At 49.0% G+C, this 26,136-nt stretch carries 23 protein-coding genes, 7 tRNA genes, 2 rRNA genes and 1 riboswitch (1 of these 33 cut by a window edge); of the genes, 4 read left to right on the forward strand and 28 right to left on the reverse strand.

Annotated elements, in window-relative coordinates; translation table 11 throughout:
* Positions 1 to 155 precede the first annotated feature (155 nt).
* Positions 156 to 575 carry a universal stress protein gene (locus tag E6C60_RS11055; RefSeq protein WP_138225901.1) on the reverse strand — a complete coding sequence of 140 codons (420 nt, stop codon included), beginning with the start codon at positions 573 to 575 and terminating at the stop codon, positions 156 to 158.
* A gap of 21 nt (positions 576 to 596) precedes the next feature.
* Positions 597 to 2,063 (reverse strand): SulP family inorganic anion transporter, encoded by a 1,467-nt coding sequence (locus tag E6C60_RS11060; protein ID WP_138225902.1) that lies wholly within the window; start codon positions 2,061 to 2,063, stop codon positions 597 to 599.
* A 175-nt stretch (positions 2,064 to 2,238) separates the two neighbouring features.
* Between E6C60_RS11060 and E6C60_RS11065 the strand changes: the two genes are divergently transcribed.
* Positions 2,239 to 2,781, forward strand: a complete 543-nt coding sequence (locus tag E6C60_RS11065; protein WP_138225903.1) for a recombinase family protein — start codon at positions 2,239 to 2,241, stop codon at positions 2,779 to 2,781.
* A gap of 302 nt (positions 2,782 to 3,083) precedes the next feature.
* On the opposite strand, the gene E6C60_RS11070 is transcribed toward E6C60_RS11065, so the two are convergent.
* The 16 genes from E6C60_RS11070 to E6C60_RS11145 all read right to left on the reverse strand — a co-directional run bounded on the left by E6C60_RS11070 (position 3,084) and on the right by E6C60_RS11145 (position 18,877).
* Positions 3,084 to 5,249 carry a stalk domain-containing protein gene (locus E6C60_RS11070; RefSeq protein WP_138225904.1) on the reverse strand — a complete coding sequence of 722 codons (2,166 nt, stop codon included), beginning with the start codon at positions 5,247 to 5,249 and terminating at the stop codon, positions 3,084 to 3,086.
* A gap of 108 nt (positions 5,250 to 5,357) precedes the next feature.
* Positions 5,358 to 5,786 (reverse strand): hypothetical protein, encoded by a 429-nt coding sequence (locus E6C60_RS11075; protein ID WP_175415276.1) that lies wholly within the window; start codon positions 5,784 to 5,786, stop codon positions 5,358 to 5,360.
* A 192-nt stretch (positions 5,787 to 5,978) separates the two neighbouring features.
* Positions 5,979 to 7,145 (reverse strand): formate-dependent phosphoribosylglycinamide formyltransferase, encoded by a 1,167-nt coding sequence (gene purT / locus E6C60_RS11080; protein WP_138225906.1) that lies wholly within the window; start codon positions 7,143 to 7,145, stop codon positions 5,979 to 5,981.
* A 76-nt stretch (positions 7,146 to 7,221) separates the two neighbouring features.
* Positions 7,222 to 7,302, reverse strand: a riboswitch (ZMP/ZTP riboswitch).
* Positions 7,303 to 7,407: 105 nt separating this feature from the next.
* Positions 7,408 to 8,130, reverse strand: coding sequence for a YebC/PmpR family DNA-binding transcriptional regulator (locus E6C60_RS11085; protein ID WP_138225907.1), 723 nt, complete (start codon positions 8,128 to 8,130; stop codon positions 7,408 to 7,410).
* 38 nt (positions 8,131 to 8,168) lie between these two features.
* The gene (gene bshB2, locus E6C60_RS11090) at positions 8,169 to 8,828 is read right to left on the reverse strand and encodes a bacillithiol biosynthesis deacetylase BshB2 (protein WP_138227760.1); all 660 of its coding nucleotides are present in this window, start codon (positions 8,826 to 8,828) and stop codon (positions 8,169 to 8,171) included.
* Between the two features lie 22 nt (positions 8,829 to 8,850).
* On the reverse strand, positions 8,851 to 9,195 hold the full coding sequence (locus E6C60_RS11095; RefSeq protein ID WP_138225908.1) for a YojF family protein: 345 nt from the start codon (positions 9,193 to 9,195) through the stop codon (positions 8,851 to 8,853).
* Between the two features lie 107 nt (positions 9,196 to 9,302).
* Positions 9,303 to 10,067, reverse strand: coding sequence for an SDR family NAD(P)-dependent oxidoreductase (locus E6C60_RS11100; protein ID WP_138225909.1), 765 nt, complete (start codon positions 10,065 to 10,067; stop codon positions 9,303 to 9,305).
* Positions 10,068 to 10,115: 48 nt separating this feature from the next.
* Positions 10,116 to 10,709, reverse strand: coding sequence for a CDP-alcohol phosphatidyltransferase family protein (locus E6C60_RS11105; protein ID WP_138225910.1), 594 nt, complete (start codon positions 10,707 to 10,709; stop codon positions 10,116 to 10,118).
* 15 nt (positions 10,710 to 10,724) lie between these two features.
* Entirely contained in the window at positions 10,725 to 11,771 is a 1,047-nt protein-coding gene (locus E6C60_RS11110; RefSeq protein ID WP_138225911.1) for an ABC transporter ATP-binding protein, read from the reverse strand.
* The gene (locus E6C60_RS11115) at positions 11,768 to 12,592 is read right to left on the reverse strand and encodes an ABC transporter permease (protein ID WP_138225912.1); all 825 of its coding nucleotides are present in this window, start codon (positions 12,590 to 12,592) and stop codon (positions 11,768 to 11,770) included. The genes E6C60_RS11110 and E6C60_RS11115 overlap by 4 nt, the downstream gene beginning before the upstream one ends.
* Complete coding sequence (locus E6C60_RS11120) at positions 12,564 to 13,448, reverse strand: ABC transporter permease (protein ID WP_138225913.1); 885 nt, start codon at positions 13,446 to 13,448, stop codon at positions 12,564 to 12,566. Before E6C60_RS11120 ends, E6C60_RS11115 begins: the two co-directional genes overlap by 29 nt.
* A complete protein-coding gene (locus E6C60_RS11125) occupies positions 13,429 to 14,703 on the reverse strand; it encodes an ABC transporter substrate-binding protein (RefSeq protein WP_138225914.1) in 1,275 nt (424 codons plus the stop codon). The genes E6C60_RS11120 and E6C60_RS11125 overlap by 20 nt, the downstream gene beginning before the upstream one ends.
* A 20-nt stretch (positions 14,704 to 14,723) precedes the next feature.
* Positions 14,724 to 15,848, reverse strand: coding sequence for an FAD-dependent oxidoreductase (locus tag E6C60_RS11130; RefSeq protein WP_138225915.1), 1,125 nt, complete (start codon positions 15,846 to 15,848; stop codon positions 14,724 to 14,726).
* The gene (locus E6C60_RS11135; RefSeq protein WP_138225916.1) at positions 15,836 to 17,266 is read right to left on the reverse strand and encodes a dihydrolipoyl dehydrogenase family protein; all 1,431 of its coding nucleotides are present in this window, start codon (positions 17,264 to 17,266) and stop codon (positions 15,836 to 15,838) included. Before E6C60_RS11135 ends, E6C60_RS11130 begins: the two co-directional genes overlap by 13 nt.
* 336 nt (positions 17,267 to 17,602) lie before the next feature.
* Positions 17,603 to 18,274: a pyroglutamyl-peptidase I gene (pcp, locus tag E6C60_RS11140; protein WP_138225917.1), complete on the reverse strand. Its 672-nt coding sequence runs from the start codon at positions 18,272 to 18,274 to the stop codon at positions 17,603 to 17,605.
* Positions 18,275 to 18,367: 93 nt separating this feature from the next.
* Positions 18,368 to 18,877 (reverse strand): CYTH domain-containing protein, encoded by a 510-nt coding sequence (locus E6C60_RS11145; RefSeq protein WP_138225918.1) that lies wholly within the window; start codon positions 18,875 to 18,877, stop codon positions 18,368 to 18,370.
* A gap of 641 nt (positions 18,878 to 19,518) precedes the next feature.
* Here E6C60_RS11145 and E6C60_RS11150 point away from each other — a divergent pair.
* From E6C60_RS11150 to E6C60_RS11160, 3 genes are read left to right on the forward strand one after another with little or no spacing between them, the layout of a single operon-like run.
* On the forward strand, positions 19,519 to 21,102 hold the full coding sequence (locus E6C60_RS11150; RefSeq protein ID WP_138225919.1) for an ABC-2 transporter permease: 1,584 nt from the start codon (positions 19,519 to 19,521) through the stop codon (positions 21,100 to 21,102).
* Positions 21,102 to 21,971, forward strand: a complete 870-nt coding sequence (locus E6C60_RS11155) for an ABC transporter ATP-binding protein (protein ID WP_138225920.1) — start codon at positions 21,102 to 21,104, stop codon at positions 21,969 to 21,971. Before E6C60_RS11150 ends, E6C60_RS11155 begins: the two co-directional genes overlap by 1 nt.
* Entirely contained in the window at positions 21,953 to 22,582 is a 630-nt protein-coding gene (locus E6C60_RS11160; protein WP_138225921.1) for a hypothetical protein, read from the forward strand. The genes E6C60_RS11155 and E6C60_RS11160 overlap by 19 nt, the downstream gene beginning before the upstream one ends.
* A gap of 235 nt (positions 22,583 to 22,817) precedes the next feature.
* Here the strand turns inward: E6C60_RS11160 and E6C60_RS11165 are convergent, their stop codons facing one another.
* The 10 genes from E6C60_RS11165 to E6C60_RS11210 all read right to left on the reverse strand — a co-directional run.
* Entirely contained in the window at positions 22,818 to 23,129 is a 312-nt protein-coding gene (locus tag E6C60_RS11165) for a putative quinol monooxygenase (RefSeq protein ID WP_138225922.1), read from the reverse strand.
* Between the two features lie 103 nt (positions 23,130 to 23,232).
* Positions 23,233 to 23,309, reverse strand: a tRNA-Pro gene (locus E6C60_RS11170).
* A gap of 20 nt (positions 23,310 to 23,329) precedes the next feature.
* Positions 23,330 to 23,401 (reverse strand) — tRNA-Gly (locus E6C60_RS11175).
* A gap of 6 nt (positions 23,402 to 23,407) precedes the next feature.
* Positions 23,408 to 23,494 (reverse strand) — tRNA-Leu (locus E6C60_RS11180).
* 9 nt (positions 23,495 to 23,503) lie between these two features.
* Positions 23,504 to 23,576 (reverse strand) — tRNA-Lys (locus E6C60_RS11185).
* 155 nt (positions 23,577 to 23,731) lie between these two features.
* A tRNA-Asp gene (locus E6C60_RS11190) sits at positions 23,732 to 23,808 on the reverse strand.
* A 30-nt stretch (positions 23,809 to 23,838) separates the two neighbouring features.
* A tRNA-Met gene (locus E6C60_RS11195) sits at positions 23,839 to 23,915 on the reverse strand.
* A gap of 65 nt (positions 23,916 to 23,980) precedes the next feature.
* A tRNA-Glu gene (locus E6C60_RS11200) sits at positions 23,981 to 24,055 on the reverse strand.
* A gap of 32 nt (positions 24,056 to 24,087) precedes the next feature.
* A 5S ribosomal RNA gene (rrf, locus tag E6C60_RS11205) occupies positions 24,088 to 24,204 on the reverse strand.
* Between the two features lie 173 nt (positions 24,205 to 24,377).
* Positions 24,378 to 26,136, reverse strand: a 23S ribosomal RNA gene (locus E6C60_RS11210) (it continues 1,331 nt past the right edge of the window).

Below are 26,136 nucleotides of genomic sequence, written 5' to 3' on the forward strand. Positions count from 1 at the left end.
TCTACAATATTCTACAATGTACTTCTATTCACATTCTATACCTTTGTGATTCATGTTACAAGCGGATATTTTATTAAAGTAACATGGTAAAGCGATGTAGAAAAAGACCCTTTTCCTCTCATCCAGGAAAAAGGTCTATACATGCTTATCCGTCCTTATTTCACAATAAGTACCGGACATTGAGCCCGCTTGACTACCTTATGACTGACGCTGCCAAGGACCATCTCCTGAAGAGCATTGAGGCCACGGCTGCCAATCACGACCAGGCTGGCTTTTTCTTTGTTGACATAATCCACAATGGCAGGCCCCGGCTCACCATGGAGCACCTTCACCTTGTACGTGATCTCTTCCTGCTGAAGCCACTCCTCCACGCTTGCTAGCTTCTTCCGGCGAAGCTGCTCTACCTCTACATGGCTCTGGGCATGAAGTATTTCGCTTTTGGCCTTGTCGAAGTCAGCGACCAGTACAACCTCCACGGTAGCGTTAGCCGAAGCTTTAGCCAGCTTGCCGGCTTCCTTCGCCGCTCGTAACGAATTCTGTGATCCGTCAGCAGCCAGTACAATACGTTCATACATGGAATATCACTCCTTGGTCCATTAATGTGCACTTCGGTTTGCTGCTTGAGGATCTTTGTATACCGCCAGCTTATCTACGATTTTTTGACTTGCTGAATTGAGGCCTTTGACAGTCACTTTATTGTCGTTCTCTTTGTATTTGATGACTACCCGGTCAATGGCTCCCACTGCGGAGTCATCCCACACATGGGCGTTGGAGAAATCAATGACAATATTCTGATTCTGTGCAGTCAAGTCAAACTTATGAACAAAGCTGTCAACGGATGCAAAGAACAGCTGACCCTCCACCTGAAAAATCGTACTGTGTTGCTGCTTCGATTCCGTAACCTTGATGCGCGAGATTTTGGAAACGAACAGAACGGCACTCAGAATGACCCCGGCAATAACGCCTTTGGACAGGTCATGGGTGGCAACGACAATAATAACAGTGACCAGCATGACTGCGGCATCGCCGCGCGGGGCCTTCACAACATATTTAAAGGAAGACCAGTCAAAGGTGCCGATGGATACCATGATCATGATTCCGGCAAGAACCGGCATCGGGATTTGAACCACATAATTGCCGAGCACGAGGATCAGGAACATCAGGAATGCACCTGCCACAAAAGTAGACAGCCTTCCTCGTCCGCCGGACTTCACATTAATAACCGATTGGCCAATCATTGCACAGCCGGCCATGCCGCCAAAGAAACCTGTTACAAAGTTTGCAATTCCCTGTCCCCGGGCTTCCCGGTTCTTGTTACTGCCTGTATCCGTCATATCATCTACAATTTGAGCGGTCAGCAAAGACTCCAGCAGCCCCACGATCGACAAGGCAATCGCATAAGGGAAAATAATCTGCAGCGTCTCCAGATTTAACGGAACATCGGGAAACAAAAAGGCAGGAAGCGACCGGTCGATATGTCCCAAATCGCCGACGGTTCCCAGGTTAGCACCAGACATCACTGCGATCACGGAGAGCAGGACGATTGCGATAAGTGGTGCCGGGATCGCTTTGAAGAAACGTGGCAGCACGTACACAATCAGCAGCGTCAAGCCGACAAATAAATACGTCATCATCGAGATATTCCAGAAATACGGTACCTGAGCCATGAATATCAGAATCGCCAAGGCGTTGACGAAGCCAATCATGACTGCTCGCGGGATGAACTTCATTAGCCTGGCTACCTTGAAGTAGCCAAGAAGAAACTGAATAATCCCTGTCAGGATTGTAGCGGCGAGCAAATAGTTCAGGCCATGGTCTTTCACGAGTGAAGCGATCACTAATGCCATCGCACCCGTAGCTGCGGATATCATTCCCGGACGGCCGCCTGCAAAGGATATGATGACAGCGATGATAAACGAAGCATACAGCCCCACCATCGGATCCACATTCGCAATTAAGGAAAAAGCAATGGCTTCCGGGATGAGCGCGAGCGCAACTACGATGCCGGAGAGCAGATCTCCCCTCACATTGCCGAACCATTCATTTCTTAATCTTTCGGACACTTGTATTCCACCTCATCCAATATATTGGCTTTTACGATTGATATAGGATATGATTACATCGTATTCAGCCTGTTCACAACCAACAGTTTATCACCGCTAGTCCCGAAATGGAACCTTTTTGGGGCTTTTATTTTTCATGAAGGATATACCGTGTTTTGCAGTAAGGAGCCTGGTTATGATTATTGGATATATGCGACCTTTTTATGAAGACCCCGAGTGTGAATGCCAGACAAAGCAGTTAACGGACCATGGCTGTCAGCATATCTATCAGGAGGAGCATGCCGCACCCAAGAGACGCACTGAGTTGGAGCGGATGATGGAGCAGCTGCAGCCGGGCGACACCGTCATCGTAACAAAGCTGTTCGTCTGGGCCGATTCAACCCGGCACCTGGTAGAGCTATTAGAGATGCTGGAGCAGAAGCAGGCGGTCTTATTATCCCTTCAAGAAGGAATTGAGACTGATCCTGCCCTAGCGTACCCGTTCCAGACCATTGCCAAGCATTTGGTGCAATTCCAAAGCGATGCCATGAGCGAGAATACGCGGCAAGGATTGCTGCAGGCGAAGGAAAAAGGCAATGCCCCCGGTCGGCCGCGTAAGCCGGATCAGAATGTACAGCGCGCGATTGAAATGTATCAGAGCAAAACATACTCGCTTGCCCAGATCAAAGATGAGACCGGCATCAGTAAATCAACGCTATACCGGTATTTGGAGCAGTGATGCTGATCTCCACGTACCTTCTATCCACCGTTCTTTTGCAGAGCCTTGGGATCTCGTGCCGGCTCTGAGGAGAACGGTGTTTGGGTTGTGCTCCTGATATTTGGCGGTTGTTATGTGCCCCCTTGGCGGGGTTCGAGCCTCCGTTGTGACGAATATCTAATGTTTTATTATTTTGAATTTTTCACATGTTGTAATTGTATAAATAGAGACGATAATAGAGCCCTTCCCATGAAAAAAGCTGATCGAAAGGCTTACGCCTCAGACCAGCTTGATGGATAACGAATATAAGTTCTTCTCAGCCTTTATTTCTTGGCAGGCATGGGGGTAAAGAGCAGGTTGACGGGAAGGTTGCTTCCCGGAGCAGCAGTTAACATGATCTCAACACTTTGCTCGTAGTCGCCAGTACGGTACAGAACAGCCTGCTCATTTGGAGCGCTGACTTGTCCATTCGAATAAATGGCGGTGATTAACCCATTTACCATAGCATATCCCGAATACTTTCCGCCGCGGGGATTGAATGAGATCAATGTATTAGGTGCCACTCGTTCCAGACGAATCTTGTAAAGAACTCCAAAATTGCCTGCGTTGGAGGTAGGACTGTTGTACATAGGATCGGTGCCCATTAAATTCGGATCGTCTCCATCATCTCCCAGCAGCAAACGCTCTGGCTTGGCGCCCACTTCTTCGAAATGTTGAATGATTCGGGTCGAGTTCGGGTACGTTCCGCGATTATGCACGCCGTCTTTATCAAGCAGTGGAAGCTCCTTCCACACCTTCAGCGGTTCAGCCTTCTCATCAATCATGATGACGTCAAACTGAATCGGAAGATCACTGTAAAGATCTGCAAAGAGCGAAATAACATCCCCCTGCTTCATCCGCGTCTGGCTCAGCTCGGTCATGACCAGTCGGCTTTCCCCTGGCGCCAGCGTGATCGCAGACTGCTTGGAGCCATTCTGCATCGATTCAAAGTAGTACAATACAGATTTCTTCCCGGCTGCCGTGGCAATATAGGTCGGTCCGGCAAAGCCCAGATTTTCTGTGTTTATCACAGCTGGAGATGCATTATTGTTCGTAGCAACCACATACATTTTGACATTTTTATTTACGTTGTTTACATGATGAATCATGAAACGCATGTCCCCGGAGGCCGTCTCGCGATAGACATTGCCGAGCTCATTCACGGTTTCGGGGCTGTTGCTGCGGATCAAGGTGCTTGGCTCGTCCAAATACTTATAAAGAATTCGGTCACGGCCTGTCACTTCAGATCCATTAAACGTAAACTTCTCTCCGGCCGGAATAAACAGCTTATTGAAATCATCCTCTGCATACAGCGTTTCACCTGTAATGTTGATGATTCGGGTCGCCGTTGTGCTTACCCCTTGCTGGTCAGTCACGGTCAGATTAATCGTCTTGGGGCCCGGTGTGAAAAAAGCATACGCATTATTGTCCCATTGCACAGACTTGATGCCTTCATCATCGTAGCTCTGGTCAGTGTATGTAATCCACTCGCCCATTTTATATTCTGCTTTATCGGTTGTAAATGCGGCCACTGGAGGCTGATTCGGCTTCAGAACCTTTACCGTCTGAGTGGCTGGTTCACTCCAGGCTCCACTGGCATCCTGAACATAATACGTTACCACGTAATCTCCAGGCTGGCTAAACACGTCCTGCCGCCCCTCCCAGCGCTCATTCACGATCGGAAGCCCTGTAGGAGACGTGGCTTGCGTGCTGTAGGTTACTAGCGTCTCACCCGCATAAATCTCCTTCGGTCCTATTGTAAATGCTGCTACAGGCTTCTGCTCCAGATTCATAATGATGCGCTTGCCGATGTTATCCACTTGGTACTTCAGATTGAGCGCTTGTGTTATGGACGTCAGCGGAACCATGAAGGTTCCTTTGGTCTGATACGATGCCCCTTTCATTGACTTTACGACACCATTCACCGTGTAGCTGGCGCTGTCTGTCTTGAAGCGCAGCTCGGTATCCCCCTTCAGAATCACGGTTTCCTTCGTCTTGGCTTCATAGCGGAGCTTGAAACCAACACGGTCAACCAGCGTCCGGATCGGAACATAAGAAATCCCTTTATTGACCAGCAATGGCTGCGGCGCTTGATACACCTGTCCGCCTAGCTCAAGCTTTGTACTATTATAATAAAAAATGAGTTCGTTCATGGACACCGGCGTTGGCGCTGGCTCCGATTCCAGACTGTTTCCAGCCCCTTCTTCTGCTTCTTCTGCATCTTCTGTACCTTGCCCTGGTACAACGTCCTTGTCCGCTTCTACTTTTTCCACTTCTCCTTGAATAACTTCTAGCTGTCCGTTCTTATCACTTTGCGGTGCTTCATAGACTTCGCCGGTCACTGTGCCGGGTACGGGTCCCGTACTTACAGACTCAGCTCCTGCAGGAAGAACTGCAGCAGCCTGTACGACAACCAGCAAAGCGAATATCGTTAACTTTTTCAAATTCATACCTGTGCTCCCTTGAGTTTCTCGTTTTATTTTTCCAGCTCCCTAGTATTAAACGCACACTTTGGTAAAAAGTTCTTGTCTAAATGGTTAAAACCTCGCCATGGATCTTTATTTTCTGCGAACAATGAAGATTAGAGCCATACTTATGACAGTCTGAAGCACCCAGAAAAGAATCGCGAGCAGGATCGTCATCGACATTTGGAACCAATGCTGAATCATTAATCCTCCCAACCATCCACCAAGCATACCTAACGCGCCGTACACGAATAGGGATACAATAATTGTGATGAAATGCCTTTGTTTTTGACGTAAGGTATGAAGAATTCTCGCAATGGTCATATCTGCTAGAAGCGATAATGGCAGGAGGAATAATAGAGTGAACGGAAGAAAGAAGACGTAACCGGCTGCAAATATATAACTGGTGGATGAGCTGACCTCATGACTTGGCTGGATCTCAAAGGATCTTTGAAGCGTAAAGAAGAACGAGACCATGGCCGGTGTCAAAAAAGCCGCAAGCACTTTACCAAAAGCATTCAATGTGTACCTCATAACCCCACTCCTTTTGTCCCTGATCATTGTGCAAGCCGCAATTTGTAGGAATGGAAACAATATACCATAGATTCTCAGTATTGTGAATTAAATCACTTGATGAAGGTATGAAATACCTGAAGGGGTTTATCAACAAAACAAGCGTGCTGCCTCATGATGAGATCGCACGCTTGTTTGGCTTTATGATTCAGAAGGTACAATTTGCATAGCATCCAAGGCTTGCTTGGCGTGAGTTCTGGCCTGCTCTACACTGTCCGCCGCAGACAATGCGACCGCCATCCGGCGACCGATCTTGGTCACCGGCTTACCGAAGATCCGAACCTGTGTACGAGGGACAGCAAGGGCCTTCTCGACGCCAGTCACTTCATAGTGCTCCAGCTCGGCCGCAGCCTTCAGCGGCCGACTGGCGCCAGGCGTAATCAGCTCAATCTCAGGGATCGGGTAGCCCAGAATCGCCCGGACATGAAGTGCAAACTCCGATAGATTCTGGGTAACCAGGGTCACAAGTCCAGTATCATGAGGCCTTGGGGAAACTTCACTGAAGTAAACCCGGTCCTTGGCTAGAAACAGCTCGACCCCAAATAAGCCGTAACCGCCAAGCTCATCAGTGATAGCCTGAGCAATTCTTTTGGCCTCGGCAAGCTGGTCTTCACTCATGGCATGAGGCTGCCAGGATTCAATATAATCGCCGCTTTCCTGAATATGTCCGATTGGTGGACAGAAGACGGTTCCACTGACCGAGCGAACGGTTAACAGTGTAATCTCAGATTCAAACGGAATAAATTCCTCAATAATGACTCTTCCGTTCTGCACACGGCCGCCTTCCATCGCCATATTCCAGCAGGACTGAATGTCTTCTTCACGGCGGCATACACTTTGTCCTTTACCTGAAGAGCTCATGAGCGGCTTGATCACGCAAGGATAGCCGGTTGACTTGACCGCAGCATCGAATTCTTCGTATGTGTCGGCAAACTGATACCCTGCCGTAGGCAGACCCAGCTTCTCGGCAGCCAGACGCCGAATGCCTTCACGGTCCATGGTCAGCCTTGCTGCACGCGCCGTCGGAATCACGCGGTGTCCTTCCGCCTCCAGCTTTTCCAGCTCGTGGGTGGCCAGGGCCTCAATCTCCGGAACGATCAAATCCGGCTTCTCTTCCTCAATGATCTGACGCAGCCGGGATGCATCCATCATATCAATCACATAGTGCCGATGAGCCACCTGCATGGCAGGTGCATGGCCATACCGGTCTACCGCCACCGTCTCAATACCTAAACGCTGTGCCTCCAGAATAACCTCTTTGCCCAGCTCCCCAGAGCCAAGCAGCATCATTTTGCGGGTCTTTAACATGGTAATCTCCTCGCTTTGTCGAAATGATCCGGCAGAACCGAAATTACAAAAAAGAGGCAAGGAGAAAGACACTCCTTACCTCTGCCCAGGCGTACGGCGATATCCACGATGATGCTCCCCCATGGTTTCCCATGCTACGCCAGTTACATCTCCGTGCTGAATTATAGTTCTATCATACGTATTTTAGAGTCATCCCGCAACTATTAAGGCAACTGACTCCTATTCTTTGTATAATTGTTCTACACAAAAAGTGAGTTCATGCTTACTCCTCGTCATACTCCACGTTGTGGTATACCTGCTGCACATCCTCCAGATCCTCAAGCGCATCGATCAGCTTCTCGAATTGTGGAATGGAATCCTCGGGCAGGCTGACATAGGTTTGAGGCAGCATGCTCAATTCAGCAACCGTGAATTCAGTAACGCCGGCTTGCTTCAGCGCCTCCTGGACCTCGTGATACTGATCCGGCTCTGCGTAAATAATGACGACATCATCCTCTTCCACGATGTCACGCACTTCGATGTCGGCCTCCATCATAAGCTCGAACACCTCGTCCAGCGATTTACCGGTCATACCAAACACGGCCGTGGAGTCGAACATATAAGCTACCGATCCGCTGACGCCCATATTGCCGCCATTCTTGTTAAATGCAGAGCGGACATCTGATGCCGTCCGGTTCACGTTATTCGTCAGCGTATCGACAATGACCATAGCGCCGTTGGGACCGAAGCCCTCATAACGAAGCTCTGTGTACGTTTCTTCGCCGCTGCCCTTTGCTTTATCCAATGCCCGATCAATAATGGCTTTAGGCACGTTATAGGTTTTGGCCCGCTCCAGAACGACCTTCAGCGCTCGGTTCGACTCCGGGTCCGGCTCACCCTTCTTTGCAGCCACATAAATTTCTACGCCGAATTTCGCATAAATCCGGCTCGTATTTGCATCCTTGGAGGCTTTCTTTTCCTTAATATTATTCCATTTGCGACCCATACCGCTCCCGCTTTCTCTATGAATTTAAATCTGTTAGATTACCCTTCAAAAGGGTAGGTCCAAAAGCTTTCCACACCAAATCGCAGAACCATATCTTCTCGGGACAGCTTCTTGTCGCCCACGAGCTCCGGGGCTTGAAACTGCGAACGATGTGCTGTAATCGATTGGATCTTCTGATCTATATATTCCTCAACATCCTGATATACATCAGGCTCTCCAATGTAATCCCGACAGCCGTTGGAAAATGCAAGGCAATGCACCTCGGGGCGCTCATCCTTCGGCAGTCTCTGAATCGTCCGGATCACAGAAGCCCCTGTAGCATCATGATCCGGATGAACGCTGTATCCGGGATAGAAGGTAATCACCAGCGATGGCTTTACCTCATCCAGAAGCTTCTTCATTTCACCGTCGATCACTTCCGGCTCTTCAAATTCCACCATCTTGTCATGGAAGCCCAGCATTCTTACATCCTGTATTCCGATCGCCTTGCAGGATTCCTCCAGCTCCAGCTTACGAATGGCCGGAAGCGTAATCCGATTGGCAAAGGGAGGCACCCCCATGTTCCGGCCCATTTCGCCAAGCGTAAGACAGGCATAGGTGACCTGCCAGCCCTCGTGAATTAGCTTCGCCAATGTCCCGGAAGTGCCGAAGGCTTCATCGTCTGGGTGCGGAAATACAACCAGGACCCTTTTTGTCATCATGTCGTTCATCTCCTGTTCCTTAAAAAGGCTCCTGGCTGAGCTGCAATGCAACGACCAGTTTGCCCTGACTATCATGGCCTGCCAAAATCAGGCGTTCTGTATCGCTCTCCTCAAAGTGCGTGAGTCCTTCCGCGTAAACCCAGCCCTCTTCGGTCTTCAAGCCAACCCGGTAGGGTCCTGCTCCAGAAATTTTTCCACTGGAATAGCACACCTTGGCATTGGTTATAAAATTAGCCGCAGGATGTCGGGAGCTGTCCACATGCGCAGCATATGCACCTGTAGTCAGCTCCAGATGGACGTAAAGCTCCTGATCCTGCAGCTTGTTCAGCATCTGCTGTACTTCTGATAAATTAATAAGCTCCATGGTACCCTCCGGCTCAAGTAAGTTAGTTCATGTTCAAGTGCGAATATGACTATTCTATCACATTTAAGCCGAGATGAAAAAAGGTTCAGGACGCCTCCTTGGAATGACTAAATGGCCGGCATGACGTTACCGCCGCAGACAGGAATGTACGCGCCTGTCGTAAAAGAAGCCAGATCTGATGCAAGAAAAGCCACCATATTGGCAATTTCCTGATCCGTACCCCGGCGCCGCAGGGGAACCTGCTGCTCATAAGAGGCGTTATGCTCTGTGCCTTGATCCCGATCCCGGTCACTGACCGTCCATCCCGGGGCGACCTGATTGACCGTAATCCCCTGCTCCCCTACCTCCTTCGCCAGTACGCGATAGACGCCGTCCATCCCTCTTTTTCCAGCGGTGTACGCTGATTGGTTCGGGAAATTCTGCATGGAGCATTCCGTATTGATCCCGATAAACCTTCCGTAACCTCTCTCGGCCATGGAAGGAATGAAGGCTTTGGCAAGATAAACGCTCTGCATCACACAGCTGTCGAACTGACTCTGATAATCACGGGGATCCTGCTCTAGAACCGAGGTCCAGGCGTACTGCTCGACAGCATTGGCAACCGTAATATCTGGAAGCCTGCCCAGACTGGCTTGAATCTGCTCCTTCATCTGCATCACGGATTCCTGGCTCGTGATATCTCCTTGAACGATCATTGCTTTTCTTCCGGTCTGCAGAACCTCCTGAAGCAGCTGATTCGCTTTCTCCGCATTACTCCGGTAATGAATGACGATATCAGCTCCGCACTCCGCGAGTGTAGAAATCATTACCCGACCGAGCTGGCCCGTACCCCCAGTGACCAGAGCCATTTTCCCTGTCAAATCAATACGCATATTTCCCTCTCCCTTACATGTGAAATAGAATGCCGCCGTGCTAGCTTTTTAAGCCCCATGGCGCTTCAACCAGGTGTACACATCCCACAGATGCTTGATCGCAGTAAGAACTAACAGGCTGAAAAAGATCCAGGCCGCGGCAAACGCCACCGAAGAAAACAGCATCATCACGGTAAAAAAAGCAAAGGATTCCGTCCGCTCCAAGATCCCGGGGTTATAATGAAACCCTTTTATGCCTGAATTCTCAATCACATTTCCTGTCACCAAAAAGGTTGTCACCACGACCAGAATTCCAGCCAGGCTCAAAATTAACGGTGCATTTGCACCGGAATACGCTAGAACCAGGGCGGACATCATAGCCCCTTCAACGATACGATCAAACACAATATCCAGCACATTGCCCCATTTGGAGGGCTTGGTCATGCGTGCAATGGTTCCATCCACAGCATCCAGATAGCCGGAAAGCCATAACATCACAACAGCGGCAGCCGGATAGCCAGCCAGGAACACCGCGGCACTGCCGACTCCGAGCGTCATTGCGATCCAGCTGACCGCATTCGCCGACAGGCCGGCTTTGTGAAGGACGATGGCGCCCCGATGGATGATCGGCTGAACGGTATTTCTAGCATAAGAGTCCAGCATTTTCTCCCCTCCTTCTTACATGGGAAAGCACCACAGCTCATCCCGATTGTATTGAATGCCTAATCGCTGACCGGGAACATGCTGCACCAGTCCGGGCAGCTTCATCACCAGGTGCTCGTCTTGAGCCTCCAGCTCCAGCAGCGTATGATCTCCCCGAAAAGAAACACGCCGCACCTCTCCCTGCACCGGAGATGAAGAATCCAGAATCAGCCATTCGGATCTTAATGCAGCCTGAACCGGTCCATCACGTAATGAAGCCAGTGAGGGATGAAGCGGCAGCTCTCCAAACAGGGTACGCACCCGGCTCCCCAGCTTGATCCCTCTCAGCCTGTTGTCCATCCCCATAAATGCCGCTGCCCACGGGCTTGCCGGACGATAGTACAGATCCTCCAAGGTCCCGTACTGCTCTCGCTTCCCCTGATTCACCAGGAGAAACCGGTCGCCCAGCGTCATGGCCTCTTCCCGGTCATGCGTCACCATGATCATTGGAACCTCGCGCGTACGCTTGAGATCTGCAAGCCAGCTGCCCATCTGCCTGCGAAGCAGCGGGTCCAGCTGGCTGAATGGCTCATCGAGCAGCAGCAGCTCCGGCTCAATGATCAATGACCGGGCCAGCGCTGCGCGCTGCTCTTGGCCACCGGATAATGAGGACAAGGACCGCGAGTAAAAGCCCGCAAGTCCCACCTCCGCCAAGAGCTGCTCCGCTTTGGCTTTTCTTTCCTTCGGCTTTACGCCCTTCAGCTTTAATCCGATTTCAACATTATGTCCGACGCTTAAGAACGGCAGCAGATAAGGCTTCTGAAAGATCATGGACAATCCCCGCTTCTCCGGTGGAAGCTGATGAATACGACGGCCGCCCATGATGATGCTGCCCCGCTCTGGATGAAGAAGACCGGCCAGCAGCTGCAGCAGCGTTGATTTTCCGCTTCCCGAAGGTCCCAGGATCACGAGCAGCTGTCCTTTCTCCAGCGTAAAGGATTGTTCGGCCAGAGTAAACGATGAGCTGTAGCTGCAGCCGATACCGGACACCTGCAGGAACGGCTCTTTTGTAATGGCGGTCATGCCGCTTCCCCCTTTTCAGCAAATTGATCCACCTGTGTTTCTCTTGCACTGTAGATCACAACCAACAACGCAGGAATAACAAATACCATGCTTAAAGCTCCCATCAGACTGTAATCTCCGCTAGAAAGTGTGCTGAAGAGCAGCATCGGCAGTGTAATCAAGCTTCCCCCGCCGATGAACAGCGTAAATAAATACTGACTCCAGGAGTTCAGAAAGCTGAACAGAATACTCAGCGTGAGCACCGGCTTCAACAGGGGCAGCTCAGCCTGAACAAACGACTGCCAGCGCGTGGCACCCAGCAGGCGCAGCTGCTTCTCATATCCGGAATCATAGCCGGCGTAGAAGCCATATAGCAAATAGATCGAGTATGGCGCTGCCGGAATAAGATGAGCAAGCAGCACACCCAGCCAGCTGTCAGACAGCCCGATCTGAAGAAAAAACACATGTACTCCGACCGCAATGGCAATGCCGGGAATCAGAATGGGGGCAATCAGTGCGAGGCGAATCCAGCGATTCCCCCGTTGAATATACAAGCCGAGAGCTCTTGCTGCCGGATACGCAACCAGCTGCGAGATCACACTTGTCGCTGCTGCAAGCCCCAAACTGTTCAAAATGGAGGTCCATACCTGGGAATGAGACGAGAACACATAGGACCATGCACGGAGACTAAAGACTGGCAGCAGCTCCGGAAACCGCCATTGCAGCGAGAAGGACCAGATCAGCAGCGGCACGAACGGAAGAATAAACACGGCCAGCAGCAGGAGAAAGACCCCGGCATACCCGCTCCTTTGCTTAAGACTGCTGTACCGTATGATGTTCACCCCATTTCAAGTATAAGAACACTAACACCACACTAATCAACGTAATGACCATGTTGATCGCCATCGCTTCCGGGCGATAGGTCAAATCCGGATTGGTATAGGCCTCATAGGCAAGAATCGGCAGAGCCGGCTGACTGACCGACCCTAATATGTACGGCACCTCAAAGGAACCAAAGGTATAAGCAAATACAATGATTGATGAAGACAATAACGGCGGCAGCATGAACGGAAATGTCACCAGCCTGAAGCGCTGCCAGGAGGATGCGCCAAGAAGCCGCAGCTGACGCTCGTACGGCAATACCCAGGCTTTTAATATACTGATAATGGATACCGCAATGAAAGGAACTTCCTTCCATATGTACTCCAGTATAATGCCGGCGCCCACTTGATCCTGTACCAGCACCGGAAATGCAGCCGGCTCTTGAATTATGCCTGCCCAATATGCCAGTCTCGACAAATACCCGCTCTGACCTAACAGCATCCAGATCGCCATCGCTCCCACCACATGAGGCAGCGGCAGATTAAACTGAATCAAGAATTGCAGCCACTTGCTCTTGTTCACATATCTTCTCAGCCAAAGTGCCAGAAGTACCGCCAGGACGGCGGAGATGAGCGTAGAGAACAGAGATACCATGAGCGAGAAGCTGAGAGAGCTATAGAAGATTCGCGACACGAACAGCTCCCGGTATACATCCAGAGACAGCTCCGTTTGGCCGATCAGCGGAACATATCCCAGGCTCTGTTCGCCCGTAATCCACAGTCCTGCACCAACAGGCACCAGAATGACCAATACGGAGGGCAGGAGCATCCCCGCGAGGAGCCAGAGGCGAGCTTTTTTACTTTTGGAATAAAACATGCTTCCTCCAGCCTTCCTCCAACGCCTGATTGTACGCCGGCGACAGATCCGGCAGCTTATGCTTCAGCAGAACCTCTGCCGGCACCGCGGTTTCACCGGCGTCGCTTTGAATCTGCTTGTACTGGCTTGCAGCCTCCCCTTCCAGCTTGGCAGGATGGATTCCCAGACCGTCTCCCCAGCCCTCCTGCGTCCCCATCTTCTTAAACTGCATTTCCGGCTCCAGCAGCAGATTGGCCGTCACCATCGCCGCTGCTTTATGCTTGGCGTTATAAGGAATGGCAACATAATGATAATCTCCAATCGTCCCGGTGCGGAATACATAAGGCCTTGCCGTCTCCGGCATTCTGCCTTTGTTAATCTCGGCCTGAATGCCTCCTAGATCCTGCACAAACGTAAAATCGACCTCATTGTTGTTAAACAGCGTCTGCAGCTCCGCGATGGACTTCGGATATGTTTCACCACCCCGCCATAAATGCGGCTTGATCTCATTCAAGTAGCTCCAGACCGGCTCAACCGCTTTTTTGAATTCTGCTTGGTCCAGCGGCTTTTCCCACTGCTCATAGCCTCCGCTTAGCTCATAGAACAGCTGCTTCACAAATCGTGTACCGATAAAATCAGGGGGAGCATTGTATGTAAACCGACCCGGATTATTCTGAATCCACACCTTCAGCTCTTCATAGCTTCGCGGCAGTTCATCCGGATCTACGGTGCTTGCGTTATACACGAACTGAAACTGGGCGCTTCCCCATACCGATTCCATGCCCTCTGTATCGTTTCCAAAATCCTTTTGAATGGCAGGATTACTGTAATCGACGTATTGTGCGTTAGGAAGAATCTCAGCAAAAGGACCGAACAGCGCTTCTGCCTGCTTCAGGGTATTGAAATTTTCTCCGTTAATCCAGATTAAATCGACGCTGCCTTCCTCATGCCTTCCTGCCTGCTTCTCATTCAGAACCTTATTAACAGCTTCAGCCGTATCATTGACCGGAATCCGCTTCAGCGTAACTCCGTATTCGTCCTTCAGCACGCGGCCAACCGTCTGATCAACATACGAATTGATCACATCACTGCCGCCCCATAAATACCAGTTGACCTGCTGACCTTTAGCCTCATCAACCACCTGTTCCCAGCTGGAGCCACTAAGAAGGCTTGCATCCTCCGCACTCCTCACGACTTCCAGACTGCCGGAGCTGCAGGAGGATAGGACCATCGCCGCTGACAGCCATAGAATTAGTGCAGCCATAGGCTTTTTCATATGCAGCCACCCCTTTCTATCTATCTCTTATATAGCCGCTGATACTGCCGTACAAAGCGTTCGTCAATCCAGCGTTTTAGCTTCCAGCACCATCGCCCGTAGAGCAACACCTTCTTATATAGCAAAATCGCCTTGCGGTTCCCCGTCGACATCAGCGACAGATAGTCACGCTGCGGTGAATATGCCTGAAGCTCCGTGCCGCTGAAAAATGCGCGTAGATTGCTCCACAAATACGGAGCCTCCCTGACGGCATACACCCCGGCTTTGGGGAGAGGGCGATGTCCGTCCAAGGCGGCACAATCACCCGCAGCAAAAATCTCCGGGTAATCCACGGACTGCAGCTTTGGCGTCACCAGCAGATAGCCGCCGTCGCGGACCTGCAGCCCTGAAGACATAAACACGTCCGGTGCTTTGGGACCTGCTGCCCAAATCAGATGTTGAAATGGAACCTTGCGGCCGGATGTTAATGTCACGATGCCTTGATCCACCTTGAGCGCCGCATCGTTTTCATACAGCCGTACATTTTGTTTGGCAACAATCTGTGTAAGACGACGGTGCATGCGTGAGCCTGTCTTCATCCCAAGTAAAGAGCCTGCACTGATTAACGAAACAGAGCCGCCTTTTGTCCGGTTACGAGCCTGCAGCGCCAGGCTGAGTTCCAGTCCAGCAGCACCTCCTCCGACCACGACCGCGGCTTCATCCCCATGCTCCTGGACCGCCCATTTCATAAACGGCTCCAAAGGCTTGACGGGAAGCCCGTATGACAGGACGCCTGACGTATCTGTGCCGGCACTCTGCGAACCGATATCAAAGGAGAGAGCATCATATGAAAGCGACTCCTGCGACGCCAGGTGGATTACTCTGGACTTGGCATCTACGGAAATGACACGGTCCTGCACCAGGCGCACGCCGGCCGTTTCAGCCAGCCTTCTTAGGTCCACTCGAATTTCGTCCAGGATATTGGTGCCTTCGATATATCCAGAGATCAGTCCGGAATAGTATTGAAATGGCGATGGCGAAATCAGGACAACCTCTACATGTGGAATCGGCTGTCGGCTGAGCTCCTTCAAAACATGAAGATGTGCATGTCCCCCACCCGCCAGGATCAGACGACGCTGGTCTCCTGCAGCAATCATCGGAACCATTTAACGTAAGCCTTCAGCAGCTTGTAGACCGGACCGTCAAACAGCTTCTTTTCCCAATACTGCCCTGAAGCCTTTTTCAGAGCCTCGCCATGGGTCGGGTAAGGATGAATCGTTTCGGCAATATGGCTCACTTTACAGCCATGCTGCTTCGCAAACACCGCCTCCTGCATCCAGTTACCAGCCCCTTTGCCAACAGCATGTGCTCCCATAATTTTTCCCTTTTGATCTGCAATGATTTTGACGAGTCCTTCCGTGCTGCGGTCGGTAATGAAACGGTCTACCTCCTTGAGGTCTGTGATGTATATCTGTATATCATCTCCCGCCTGTTCCCGGGCCTCCTTCTCCGTCATGCCCAGATGAAAAATTTCCGGATCCGTATACGTCACCCAAGGCACCGCATCATAGCTCACCTTGCGTCTTAAACCGAATACCGCGTTAGACACGGCAACCTTGCCCTCCATGCCAGCGGCATGGGTAAACGGAAACGGCTTAATGACATCACCAATCGCGAAGATAGAGCGCGCCGTCGTTCGTAGATTTTTTTGCACAGCGATATGATCTCCGTCCACCTCCACCGAGGTTCGGTGCAGATCCAGCTGGTCTGTATTCGGCATCCGCCCGGTGGCAATCAACAGCCCTTCTGCCTGCCAGGTATGCTCATGTCCGTTTATGCGGCCGTAAATGGTTTTGACACCGGCTTCGTCTGCCGCTACCTTCTGCACCTCAGTATGGTAGACGATGCTCATCTCCTGTTCCATTAGTGACTGGGCCCGGGCCGCAATATCATGGTCTTCTTTCGGGAACAAAGAATCTCCCTTGACCAGCAGCGTAACCTGAGAGCCCAGGCGAGCCAACGCCTGAGACAGCTCCAGTCCCACCGGTCCGGCGCCGATGACCACCAATCTCTTCGGAAGCGACATCATGTCAAACACACTTTCGTTCGTCAGGTAATCAATATCCTTGAGCCCCTCGATATCAGGCACTTTGGCTCTGGAGCCGGCAGCAATGATGATTCTTTTGCCCTGCAGCGTCTCCTGACCATCGATTTGAATAGCATGATTATCTAGAAACTTGGCATGTCCCTGGTACACATCAATTCCCATACTTTCAAAATGCTCTGCCGCATCATGATGCGCAATGACCGCCTTTGCCGCCTGAACTCGACGGTAGGCTTCCAGATAATCGGCTTCGCCGGTAAGACTGAGCCCATATCCCTCCGCAGTCTTGCGCGCGTCATGTAAGTCATTGGCCGCCGCAATGAGTGCCTTGGATGGAACACAGCCCGTATGCAGGCAGTCTCCACCGGGCTGGGCGTCCTTATCAATCAATGCAACCTTAATTCCGAACCGGATCGCGCCAACGGCAGCGGTCAATCCGCCGGAGCCGGCACCGATCACGATCAGATCATATTTTTTCATCTGGCCCCTTCCTCCTCTCGATGCGCTAAGCATGTACATCCGAAGCAGCGAGCTCCCGCAGCGTACAGTGCTATATGTGAAATTTCGATGTATTTAAACAAAATGCCTACTAACTTGATTAACCTCAATCCTGTTAACCCAAACAAACGATCCCGCTTCTGCAGCAGCCATATAAAGACTTCAAGCATGTTACGAAGGTTATAGATCATTCGGATCACCTTTCAGCCAACATCAAAGAGACCAAGTGAAGGCTTATCACCTGATCCCTGGGTGTTTATTATGATCTGCCATCCTGCACGTATTGACATGATCTTGCGGCTGTGGGTTAGAGCTTCTTCACATGGAGCAAGATCCAACCTGACGCTTGGGATGATGTTCCAATGCTCGAAGCTCCTCAATCGTGACCTCAATCATAACCTTAAGCCCTCTCAGCATGCTTTCCTGACTCATAGAAGGCATGCCAGGCTTGGCTGCAGCCATCTCCGGTGACGCCGGAAAATGAATAAAGCCGCCAAGCATAGCATTCGCTGTCTTCTTGATTTCATTCAACAGCACATACATCGTATTATTACAAATATAGGTTCCGGCAGAATAAGAAATCGATGCGGGTATTCCAGCTTCTCTCATGGTCTTCACCATCCGGGAAACGGGCAGCGTGGTGAACAAGCCATCCTGGCCGTCTTCCTCAATGGGCTGCTCATGGGGTCTCACACCTGCGTTATCAGGATACGGTGCATCCTCCGCGATGTGCTTCATATTAATGGCGATCCGCTCTGGTGTTATGTCAGCACGTCCCCCGGCTACACCGCAGGCGAGGACTGCGTCAGGCTGAAAGGACCGGATTTCCTCGATCAGGAGTCTGGCACATTCATCGAATACGACGGGGAGCAATACAGTACGAATTTCTACCCCTGAAAAAGACAATGACTGCAGATCAAAAATCAGCTGCTCTGTCGGGTTAACCCGGCTGCCGCCGAACGGTTCAAATCCGGAAACTAGTATTTTCATAGACTCTCTCTCCTTCTCGTCCTATCATATCAGAAACCGTAAAGGGAACACCAACCTGACCTCGTGATATAAAGGGAATCCAGGCTGTTGTTGTCATTCCGTCGGAGACTTCTTGTTTTGAAGCTCACGCCACACCTTTTTATTACTATACTGCTTGTCCTGGCTGATGTCTGGGCCAAACCAGACCGGAGGCTCAAAGCGCTCAGCCTCTTCCAAAGAAGAGAACTCCACCTCAATCACGCGGAGCTGAAGCTGAGTGTATTCGTCAATTTCCACCACTTGCCCATTCCATACCGCCGTAAGTCGTGTTTTTATTAACGGGATTGCCTGGTGAGCTTCAATAACCTGTTCATAGAGCCCTTCAGATATTGCAATCTCTACCTCTTCACGGGCAATGCCCCATCCTCTTTTAAACGTATGTGTGTATTCCAGCAAACCGGTCTGCAGGTCCTCAAGCTTTCTTACACGCAGCTCCTGATCTCCATCTAGAGCCAGATAGGTTTGTTCTATGCACTGCTTTCGCCGCGGCTGTAAGCTTCCATCTCGGATGAGCTCCTCCGGGTCTTGATCAAGCAAAAATTTTTTTTCAATTTCCATGTGCATATTTAAGTCCCCCTATACGTTCTATAGTAATCTTTATCCTGTCATTATAAATCCATCTGCACAAAAAAGAACCCCCTGCCTGATGTGCAAGCAGGGGATCCTTAAGCGGGAAACGGTTATAGTCTCACCAGGCAATGGTTCATTGCTCCAGATTCTTACCTTTGTGCATCCAGGGAGTACATGCTTACTCCCGTTGAAGATGGTCCATCGGAATCAAATCCTTTCGGAATTCAAAAGAAACTGTCAGTTAACACACCTGATGCTGCATCGGAATCAGATCCTTTCGGTTTCATCTTCGTCCAAGCCAAAGCTGCTCCATTGGAATCAGATCCTTTCGATCATATCAATCAAGTCTCATTCAGTTCAGTGTACTTCCGTCTCGGGCAATATCTTCAACCGTTTCCCGCTTGTTTTATATATACCACATCGGCAGAGAACGAAACATTGAGGCTGCATTTTAATCTGGGCTATGAGACAAATGTATTCTCTCCTAAATTACGAAATTACTGACTTAATATTTAAATATTGATATACTAGAGAGGTAATTAATGGTTTTATTATAAGATACATACAAAGTGGGATGTAAAAACTATGACTAAGCACTTAAAAAAATTATTGTTGAAGTAGGTGAAGCGTCAGCTATGTTTAGACTCATTATTTCTGAATTTAAGCAGCTAACTAGAAAGCCAATATGGCTTTTTATTTTTGCTGTGACAATTGTCGTCTCTATTTTTTTACCAAGATCTAGTATCACCCATTTGACGGTTATTCCAGGTATGGTTTACTTTATCATGATTATGTCCCTGTTATTGTCTATTTATGGGGCGGAATCAGCCCGTGCAGACAAAACTCAGCAGGTTGATGAAGCTCTATCCGTGACACCTTTATATCGGAAGTATTTTATGGCGAAGCTTATTTACTGGCTAATGCTATCTGCTTTTATTTACGTTTTATTTTATGCAGCGGTTTTAAGTTATATTGGTCTCATTCACAGCAACATCACCTCTGAAGATGTCTATCGTTCATTGGTATATACCCTCTTAGTATGGTTTATACCGTTCTTCTTCTCGATTTTGATTGGATATATCATGTATAGCTGGCTCCCCAGCTTCTACAGTTATCTATTCATCGTCGTCATTTGGTTTTTAACTATGCCTTACAATTCTATGATTGGCCTTATTCCACGCAACTGGTCTGGGTGGATCATCAATGGGGACCCAAATATCATTCAAATTTTCTCTACAAATCCGCTAGAAAGTTTAGAGATCAACCGAGGATATTTCATTCAGAGAATATTTATGTTTCTTATTTTGTTCTCTGGCTATCTATTAGCGAAATATAAAATTCAGACCAAAATAAGAATAACAGCTGCGTTGTTACTAGTTATTTCTGTTTTGCTGCCTTTATTCTCACCTTACGTCCCTTATATTACTGGAGGAAACAGCTTAAGCCCTTCATCCGTAACTTTTCCAGAAAATAAAGGGCAGAGTCAATCTGGATATAGGATAACCAAGTATATATTTCATTTAAACCATGGACAGAGCAACCATGAATTGAAATACACCGTATATGTTGAAATAGAGGCTGAACAAGATGATATAGAGTTTGCCTTGCTAGATGATTTTAAGATCAACTCAATACACATGAATAATAAAGCTGTAGTCGTGAGCCGGTCAGGTAATCTTGTTAAATTACAAATTCCTGAAAAAACCGGAATACTTCAGATGGATATAGAAACCGACTCCTTTATTCCAATTGGACCTTCTACCATTCAATTAGTCTCTACTACAGCCTGGTATCCCATGATCCCTGACGAAGCAAGGGACCCATACAATAATGCTATTAAGGAACAATACGAAGTCCACTGGGAACCTGCTAATCATAAACAAATCAAATCAAATTTACAGCGTTTGTCTCGTTCTCATTGGTCGGGTACCGCATATGGTCCAACATTTTTGATGGGGAGGTTTACTGAAGTGGACAATGTGATATTTCCTAAATATCAAACTGCGGAAAAAACAGAAAGAATTAATAGGGGGTTGGCAGAAATCTTTGATAACAATAACAAGAAGTACAATAAATTAGAACAATTGCCACCATATGTTTATTACGTTTCGACATTTTATGGAATGCAGGCTAACCCTGATGAAGCATATGTATACCCGAATGTTTTCCCAAATCAAGAGATTTTAAATCTATTCTATTTAAAAAAAGGTGAAGAATAATGTTACAGATATCTGGTATAACGAAAAAGTTTGGAAAAAAGGTGGCTCTTCATAATACATCTTTAACTCTGGATAAGGGGATTATAGGTCTCTTAGGTCCAAATGGCGCTGGTAAAACGACTTTTCTACGTCTATTGTCAACTTTTTATGTTTCTGATTCTGGTGATATTACGCTGAATGAGCTCAGCTGGAGTAAAGACACAGAAAAAATAAGAAAAACGATAGGTTATCTACCTCAACAGACAGGTGTATTTCCTAGTTTAAAAGCGAGAGAGTATTTAGAATATATGGGCATATTGCGTGGGATGGATTCCGGACAGTTGTCTAAGGAAATTCCTTCCGTTTTGAAAGAGGTTAATCTTGAAGAGAAGGCTGATCACCTTATCGGATCATTCTCGGGAGGTATGAAACAAAGACTTGGAATCGCCCAAGCCATTCTTCATCAGCCCTCATTGTTGCTTGTTGATGAGCCTACAGCCGGTCTTGACCCCGAAGAACGGATACGTTTTCGAAATCTGATTAAACGATTAGGAAAAAATAGGCTGATCATTCTCTCTACTCATATTACAGAAGATGTTGCAATGACCTGCGATCAGGCTCTTCTTATGAAGGCTGGAGCTATTGAACAGTTTTCTTCAATACAAGAAATTATTTCGCTCGCTAAAGGACAGGTTTGGGCATTAGAGACCGATCTTTCGACGTATGAAACGATAAAGAGCAATACAAATATTCTCATCACTCAAACCTCAATATTAGAAGAAAATATCATAGCTTTAAGATATATTGCCACTGAGCCTATTTACCCTAAGGCTAAGATTGCTGTACCTGTTTTAGAGGAGGGATACATGGTTTGGTTAAACAAGAAATAATGTATTGGCAATACCTATGGAAAACGCAATATATTTTGTTACTCCTTCCGTTATTTTTTATGGCTTGTTCTATAATGGCTGCACAATATAATGCAGATTTATCCATAAATTTGTTGTTGTTTGTTACATTTCCCGTTTTAATATTCCCTATGATCGCTACATTATATCAGATAGGTTCCTTACATCATAAAGAATTGCTGTTGACATACCCTTTAAATGTAGTCTTGTTCGGATGGATCCGTCCAGTATTATTGAGTTTAATCTATTCACTCTGCTTTACAGCATCCTTAATGCCAATTAAAAATTATGCAAATGAGGAATTAGTGGGTGCTTATACAGCTGCAGTACTTTATATGAATCTTGCATCTTTTATTTTGATACTCTTTAAAAATATTGGTATGGGCATAGCTCTTCCCCTGGCGTTTCTATTTTATGGAATGTTTACTACTGGGAGCGGCATTAGCAGCTTTTATTTAATGCAATGGAGCAGGCCTAGCCCAGACACCACCCTTGAGGATTGTATAATTACTCAGGGATTCACTGCGATTATCCTCAGTCTTGCAGCAGTTTATTGTTTAAAGAGCCGCAACAAATATCATTGGAACATTTAATCACTGACATTCAGGTTTGAAGAATCGGTAAACTTTAAAAAAAGAGCCGGCAATAATATGGCCGGCTCACATTAATTACGATTAAATTTTGAGCTCTTTTTTGAAACGGACCGCTCATTGTCACTGACTAACCATCCCGATCTGCATTCAGCCGGACACAATCCATACCTGGAGCCTTAAAGTACCCCCTTTAAAAGACGCTGCAGGCGTCTTTTTTTATCCTCACTGAGAAGAATTAAGTCGATTTAAGTCCCTTGCCACCTAAGATTCGGAGCTTGTCCCCTTCCATGTTCGCAATCAGGGGCAGCCCTTTTTGAATTATGGATCTTGTTGACTCAAGGGTTAATGATGCAGCATGAGATGCTTCATCTTTCCAAACTTCTGTCACCCAGACGGTATCCGCATCCGTGTTGGAGATGCTTACTACATAGGATTCGCAGCCCTCGAGTGATTGCATGGACTCCGCCGCTTCAAGTAATACGTTCGCCAACGCTTCTCCTTGACCATCCTTTGCTTTTAGCTTACCGCATACACCAAATGTACTCATACCGATCGCCTCCTTATAGTTAGAACACTTAAGTCATATCATAATCCATACTAAAAAACCACGCTAATCCCAATAGGATAACCGTGGTGTAATGTATTCAATATGGTCGGGACGACACGATTTGAACATGCGACCCCCTGGTCCCAAACCAGGTGCTCTACCAAGCTGAGCTACGTCCCGTTAACAGATATAAGACTAAAAGCGGACGACGGGAATCGAACCCGCGACCCTCGCCTTGGCAAGGCGATGCTCTACCGCTGAGCCACGTCCGCAAAATTTGGTGCGGTCGAGAGGACTCGAACCTCCACGGGGGTTAGCCCACACGGACCTGAACCGTGCGCGTCTGCCAATTCCGCCACGACCGCGTAATCATATGAGCCATGAAGGACTCGAACCTTCGACACCCTGATTAAAAGTCAGGTGCTCTACCAACTGAGCTAATGGCTCTTAACTATTTAAGCTGTAATAAAGTAATAAAATATTAAAGATGGCGGAACTGACGGGATACTCTCTCTTCGTTCGAGACTGCGAAGCATATGCTCCCGAAGAGTATGCTCCGACGAACCCAATATCGGATTCTCATCCCTGGAGCTATTTAAAGATGGCGGAACTGACGGGATTCGAACCCGCGATCTCCTGCGTGACAGGCAGGCATGTTAGGCCTCTACACCACAGTTCCATGAGGCATGATCGCTAAGCGATGTAAAATTGGTTGCGGGGGCAGGATTTGAACCTGCGGCCTTCGGGTTATGAGCCCGACGAGCTACCGAGCTGCTCCACCCCGCGTCATTATTATACAATCTGATGCCAGAACCACCGGGATTCTCATCCCCAGAGGTTTATAAGGAAAGTGGTGACCCGTAGGGGATTCGAACCCCTGTTACCTCCGTGAAAGGGAGGTGTCTTAACCCCTTGACCAACGGGCCTTATTAAACAATGTTTAAAATATGTAGTTCACGCTTGGCGGTGTCCTACTCTCCCGGGACCCTGCGGTCCAAGTACCATCGGCGCTGGAAGGCTTAACGGTCGTGTTCGGGATGGGTACGCGTGGAACCCTTCCGCCATCACCACCAAACGTGATTCAGGATGCGGCATAGCCATATGCCGTAATCAAGATGTCTTGAAGGTGCCACTTGTACACCATCAAGATGCTTTGATCACCTGAAAACTAGATACGAAACGAATGTGCGTTGTTAGATTGATCATTAGCGTAATGCTTTCGTAGCTAGCTTTGCTTCGCAAAGCTTGTAGGATAAGCCCTCGACCGATTAGTATTGGTCAGCTCCATGCATTGCTGCACTTCCACCTCCAACCTATCTACCTCGTGGTCTTCAAGGGGTCTTACATACTGGGAAATCTCATCTTGAGGGGGGCTTCACGCTTAGATGCTTTCAGCGCTTATCCCTTCCGTACGTAGCTACCCAGCCATGCTCCTGGCGGAACAACTGGTGCACCAGCGGTACGTCCATCCCGGTCCTCTCGTACTAAGGACAGCTCCTCTCAAATTTCCTACGCCCACGACAGATAGGGACCGAACTGTCTCACGACGTTCTGAACCCAGCTCGCGTACCGCTTTAATGGGCGAACAGCCCAACCCTTGGGACCTACTTCAGCCCCAGGATGCGATGAGCCGACATCGAGGTGCCAAACCTCCCCGTCGATGTGGACTCTTGGGGGAGATAAGCCTGTTATCCCCAGGGTAGCTTTTATCCGTTGAGCGATGGCCCTTCCATGCGGTACCACCGGATCACTAAGCCCGACTTTCGTCCCTGCTCGACTTGTAGGTCTCGCAGTCAAGCTCCCTTATGCCTTTGCACTCTTCGAATGATTTCCAACCATTCTGAGGGAACCTTGGGGCGCCTCCGTTACTCTTTAGGAGGCGACCGCCCCAGTCAAACTGCCCGCCTGACACTGTCCTCGCACCGGATCACGGTACCAAGTTAGAACCTAGATACGATCAGGGTGGTATCCCAACGGCGCCTCCACAGAAGCTGGCGCTCCTGTTTCAACGGCTCCCACCTATCCTGTACAGATCGTACCCAAATCCAATATCAAGCTGCAGTAAAGCTCCATGGGGTCTTTCCGTCTTGTCGCGGGTAACCTGCATCTTCACAGGTATTAAAATTTCACCGGATCTCTCGTTGAGACAGCGCCCAAGTCGTTACGCCATTCGTGCGGGTCAGAATTTACCTGACAAGGAATTTCGCTACCTTAGGACCGTTATAGTTACGGCCGCCGTTTACTGGGGCTTCGGTTCACAGCTTCGGATTGCTCCTAACCGCTCCCCTTAACCTTCCAGCACCGGGCAGGCGTCAGCCCGTATACTTCGCCTTACGGCTTCGCACAGACCTGTGTTTTTGCTAAACAGTCGCTTGGGCCTTTTCACTGCGGCCCCCTCGTGCTATTCACACTACCGGGGCACCCCTTCTCCCGAAGTTACGGGGTCATTTTGCCGAGTTCCTTAACGAGAGTTCTTCCGCGCGCCTTAGAATTCTCTTCTCGCCTACCTGTGTCGGTTTGCGGTACGGGCACCTTCACCTGACTAGAGGCTTTTCTTGGCAGTGTGAGATCATGACCTTCGCTACTGTAATTTTCGCTCCCCATCACAGCCCAGCCTTATAAGTGTGCGGATTTGCCTACACACCAGCCTCACTGCTTAGACGGACATCCATCAGTCCGCGTCACTACCCTCCTGCGTCACCCCATCGTTCATAACGGTTTACGGTGGTACAGGAATTTCAACCTGTTGTCCTTCGACTACGCCTTTCGGCCTCGCCTTAGGTCCCGACTTACCCTGAGCGGACGAGCCTTCCTCAGGAAACCTTGGGCTTTCGGCGGATCAGATTCTCACTGATCTTTTCGTTACTCATACCGGCATTCTCACTTGTATGCTGTCCAGCGCTCCTTCCGGTACACCTTCAACCTGCATACAACGCTCCCCTACCCCTGAATCGACTTCACTCCGCCTTCGAAGAGTGTTTATCCCCTGGGTGCATTTGGTCATCCT

Source organism: Paenibacillus algicola, from assembly GCF_005577435.1.
In the GTDB taxonomy this organism is placed as follows: domain Bacteria; phylum Bacillota; class Bacilli; order Paenibacillales; family Paenibacillaceae; genus Paenibacillus_AQ; species Paenibacillus_AQ algicola.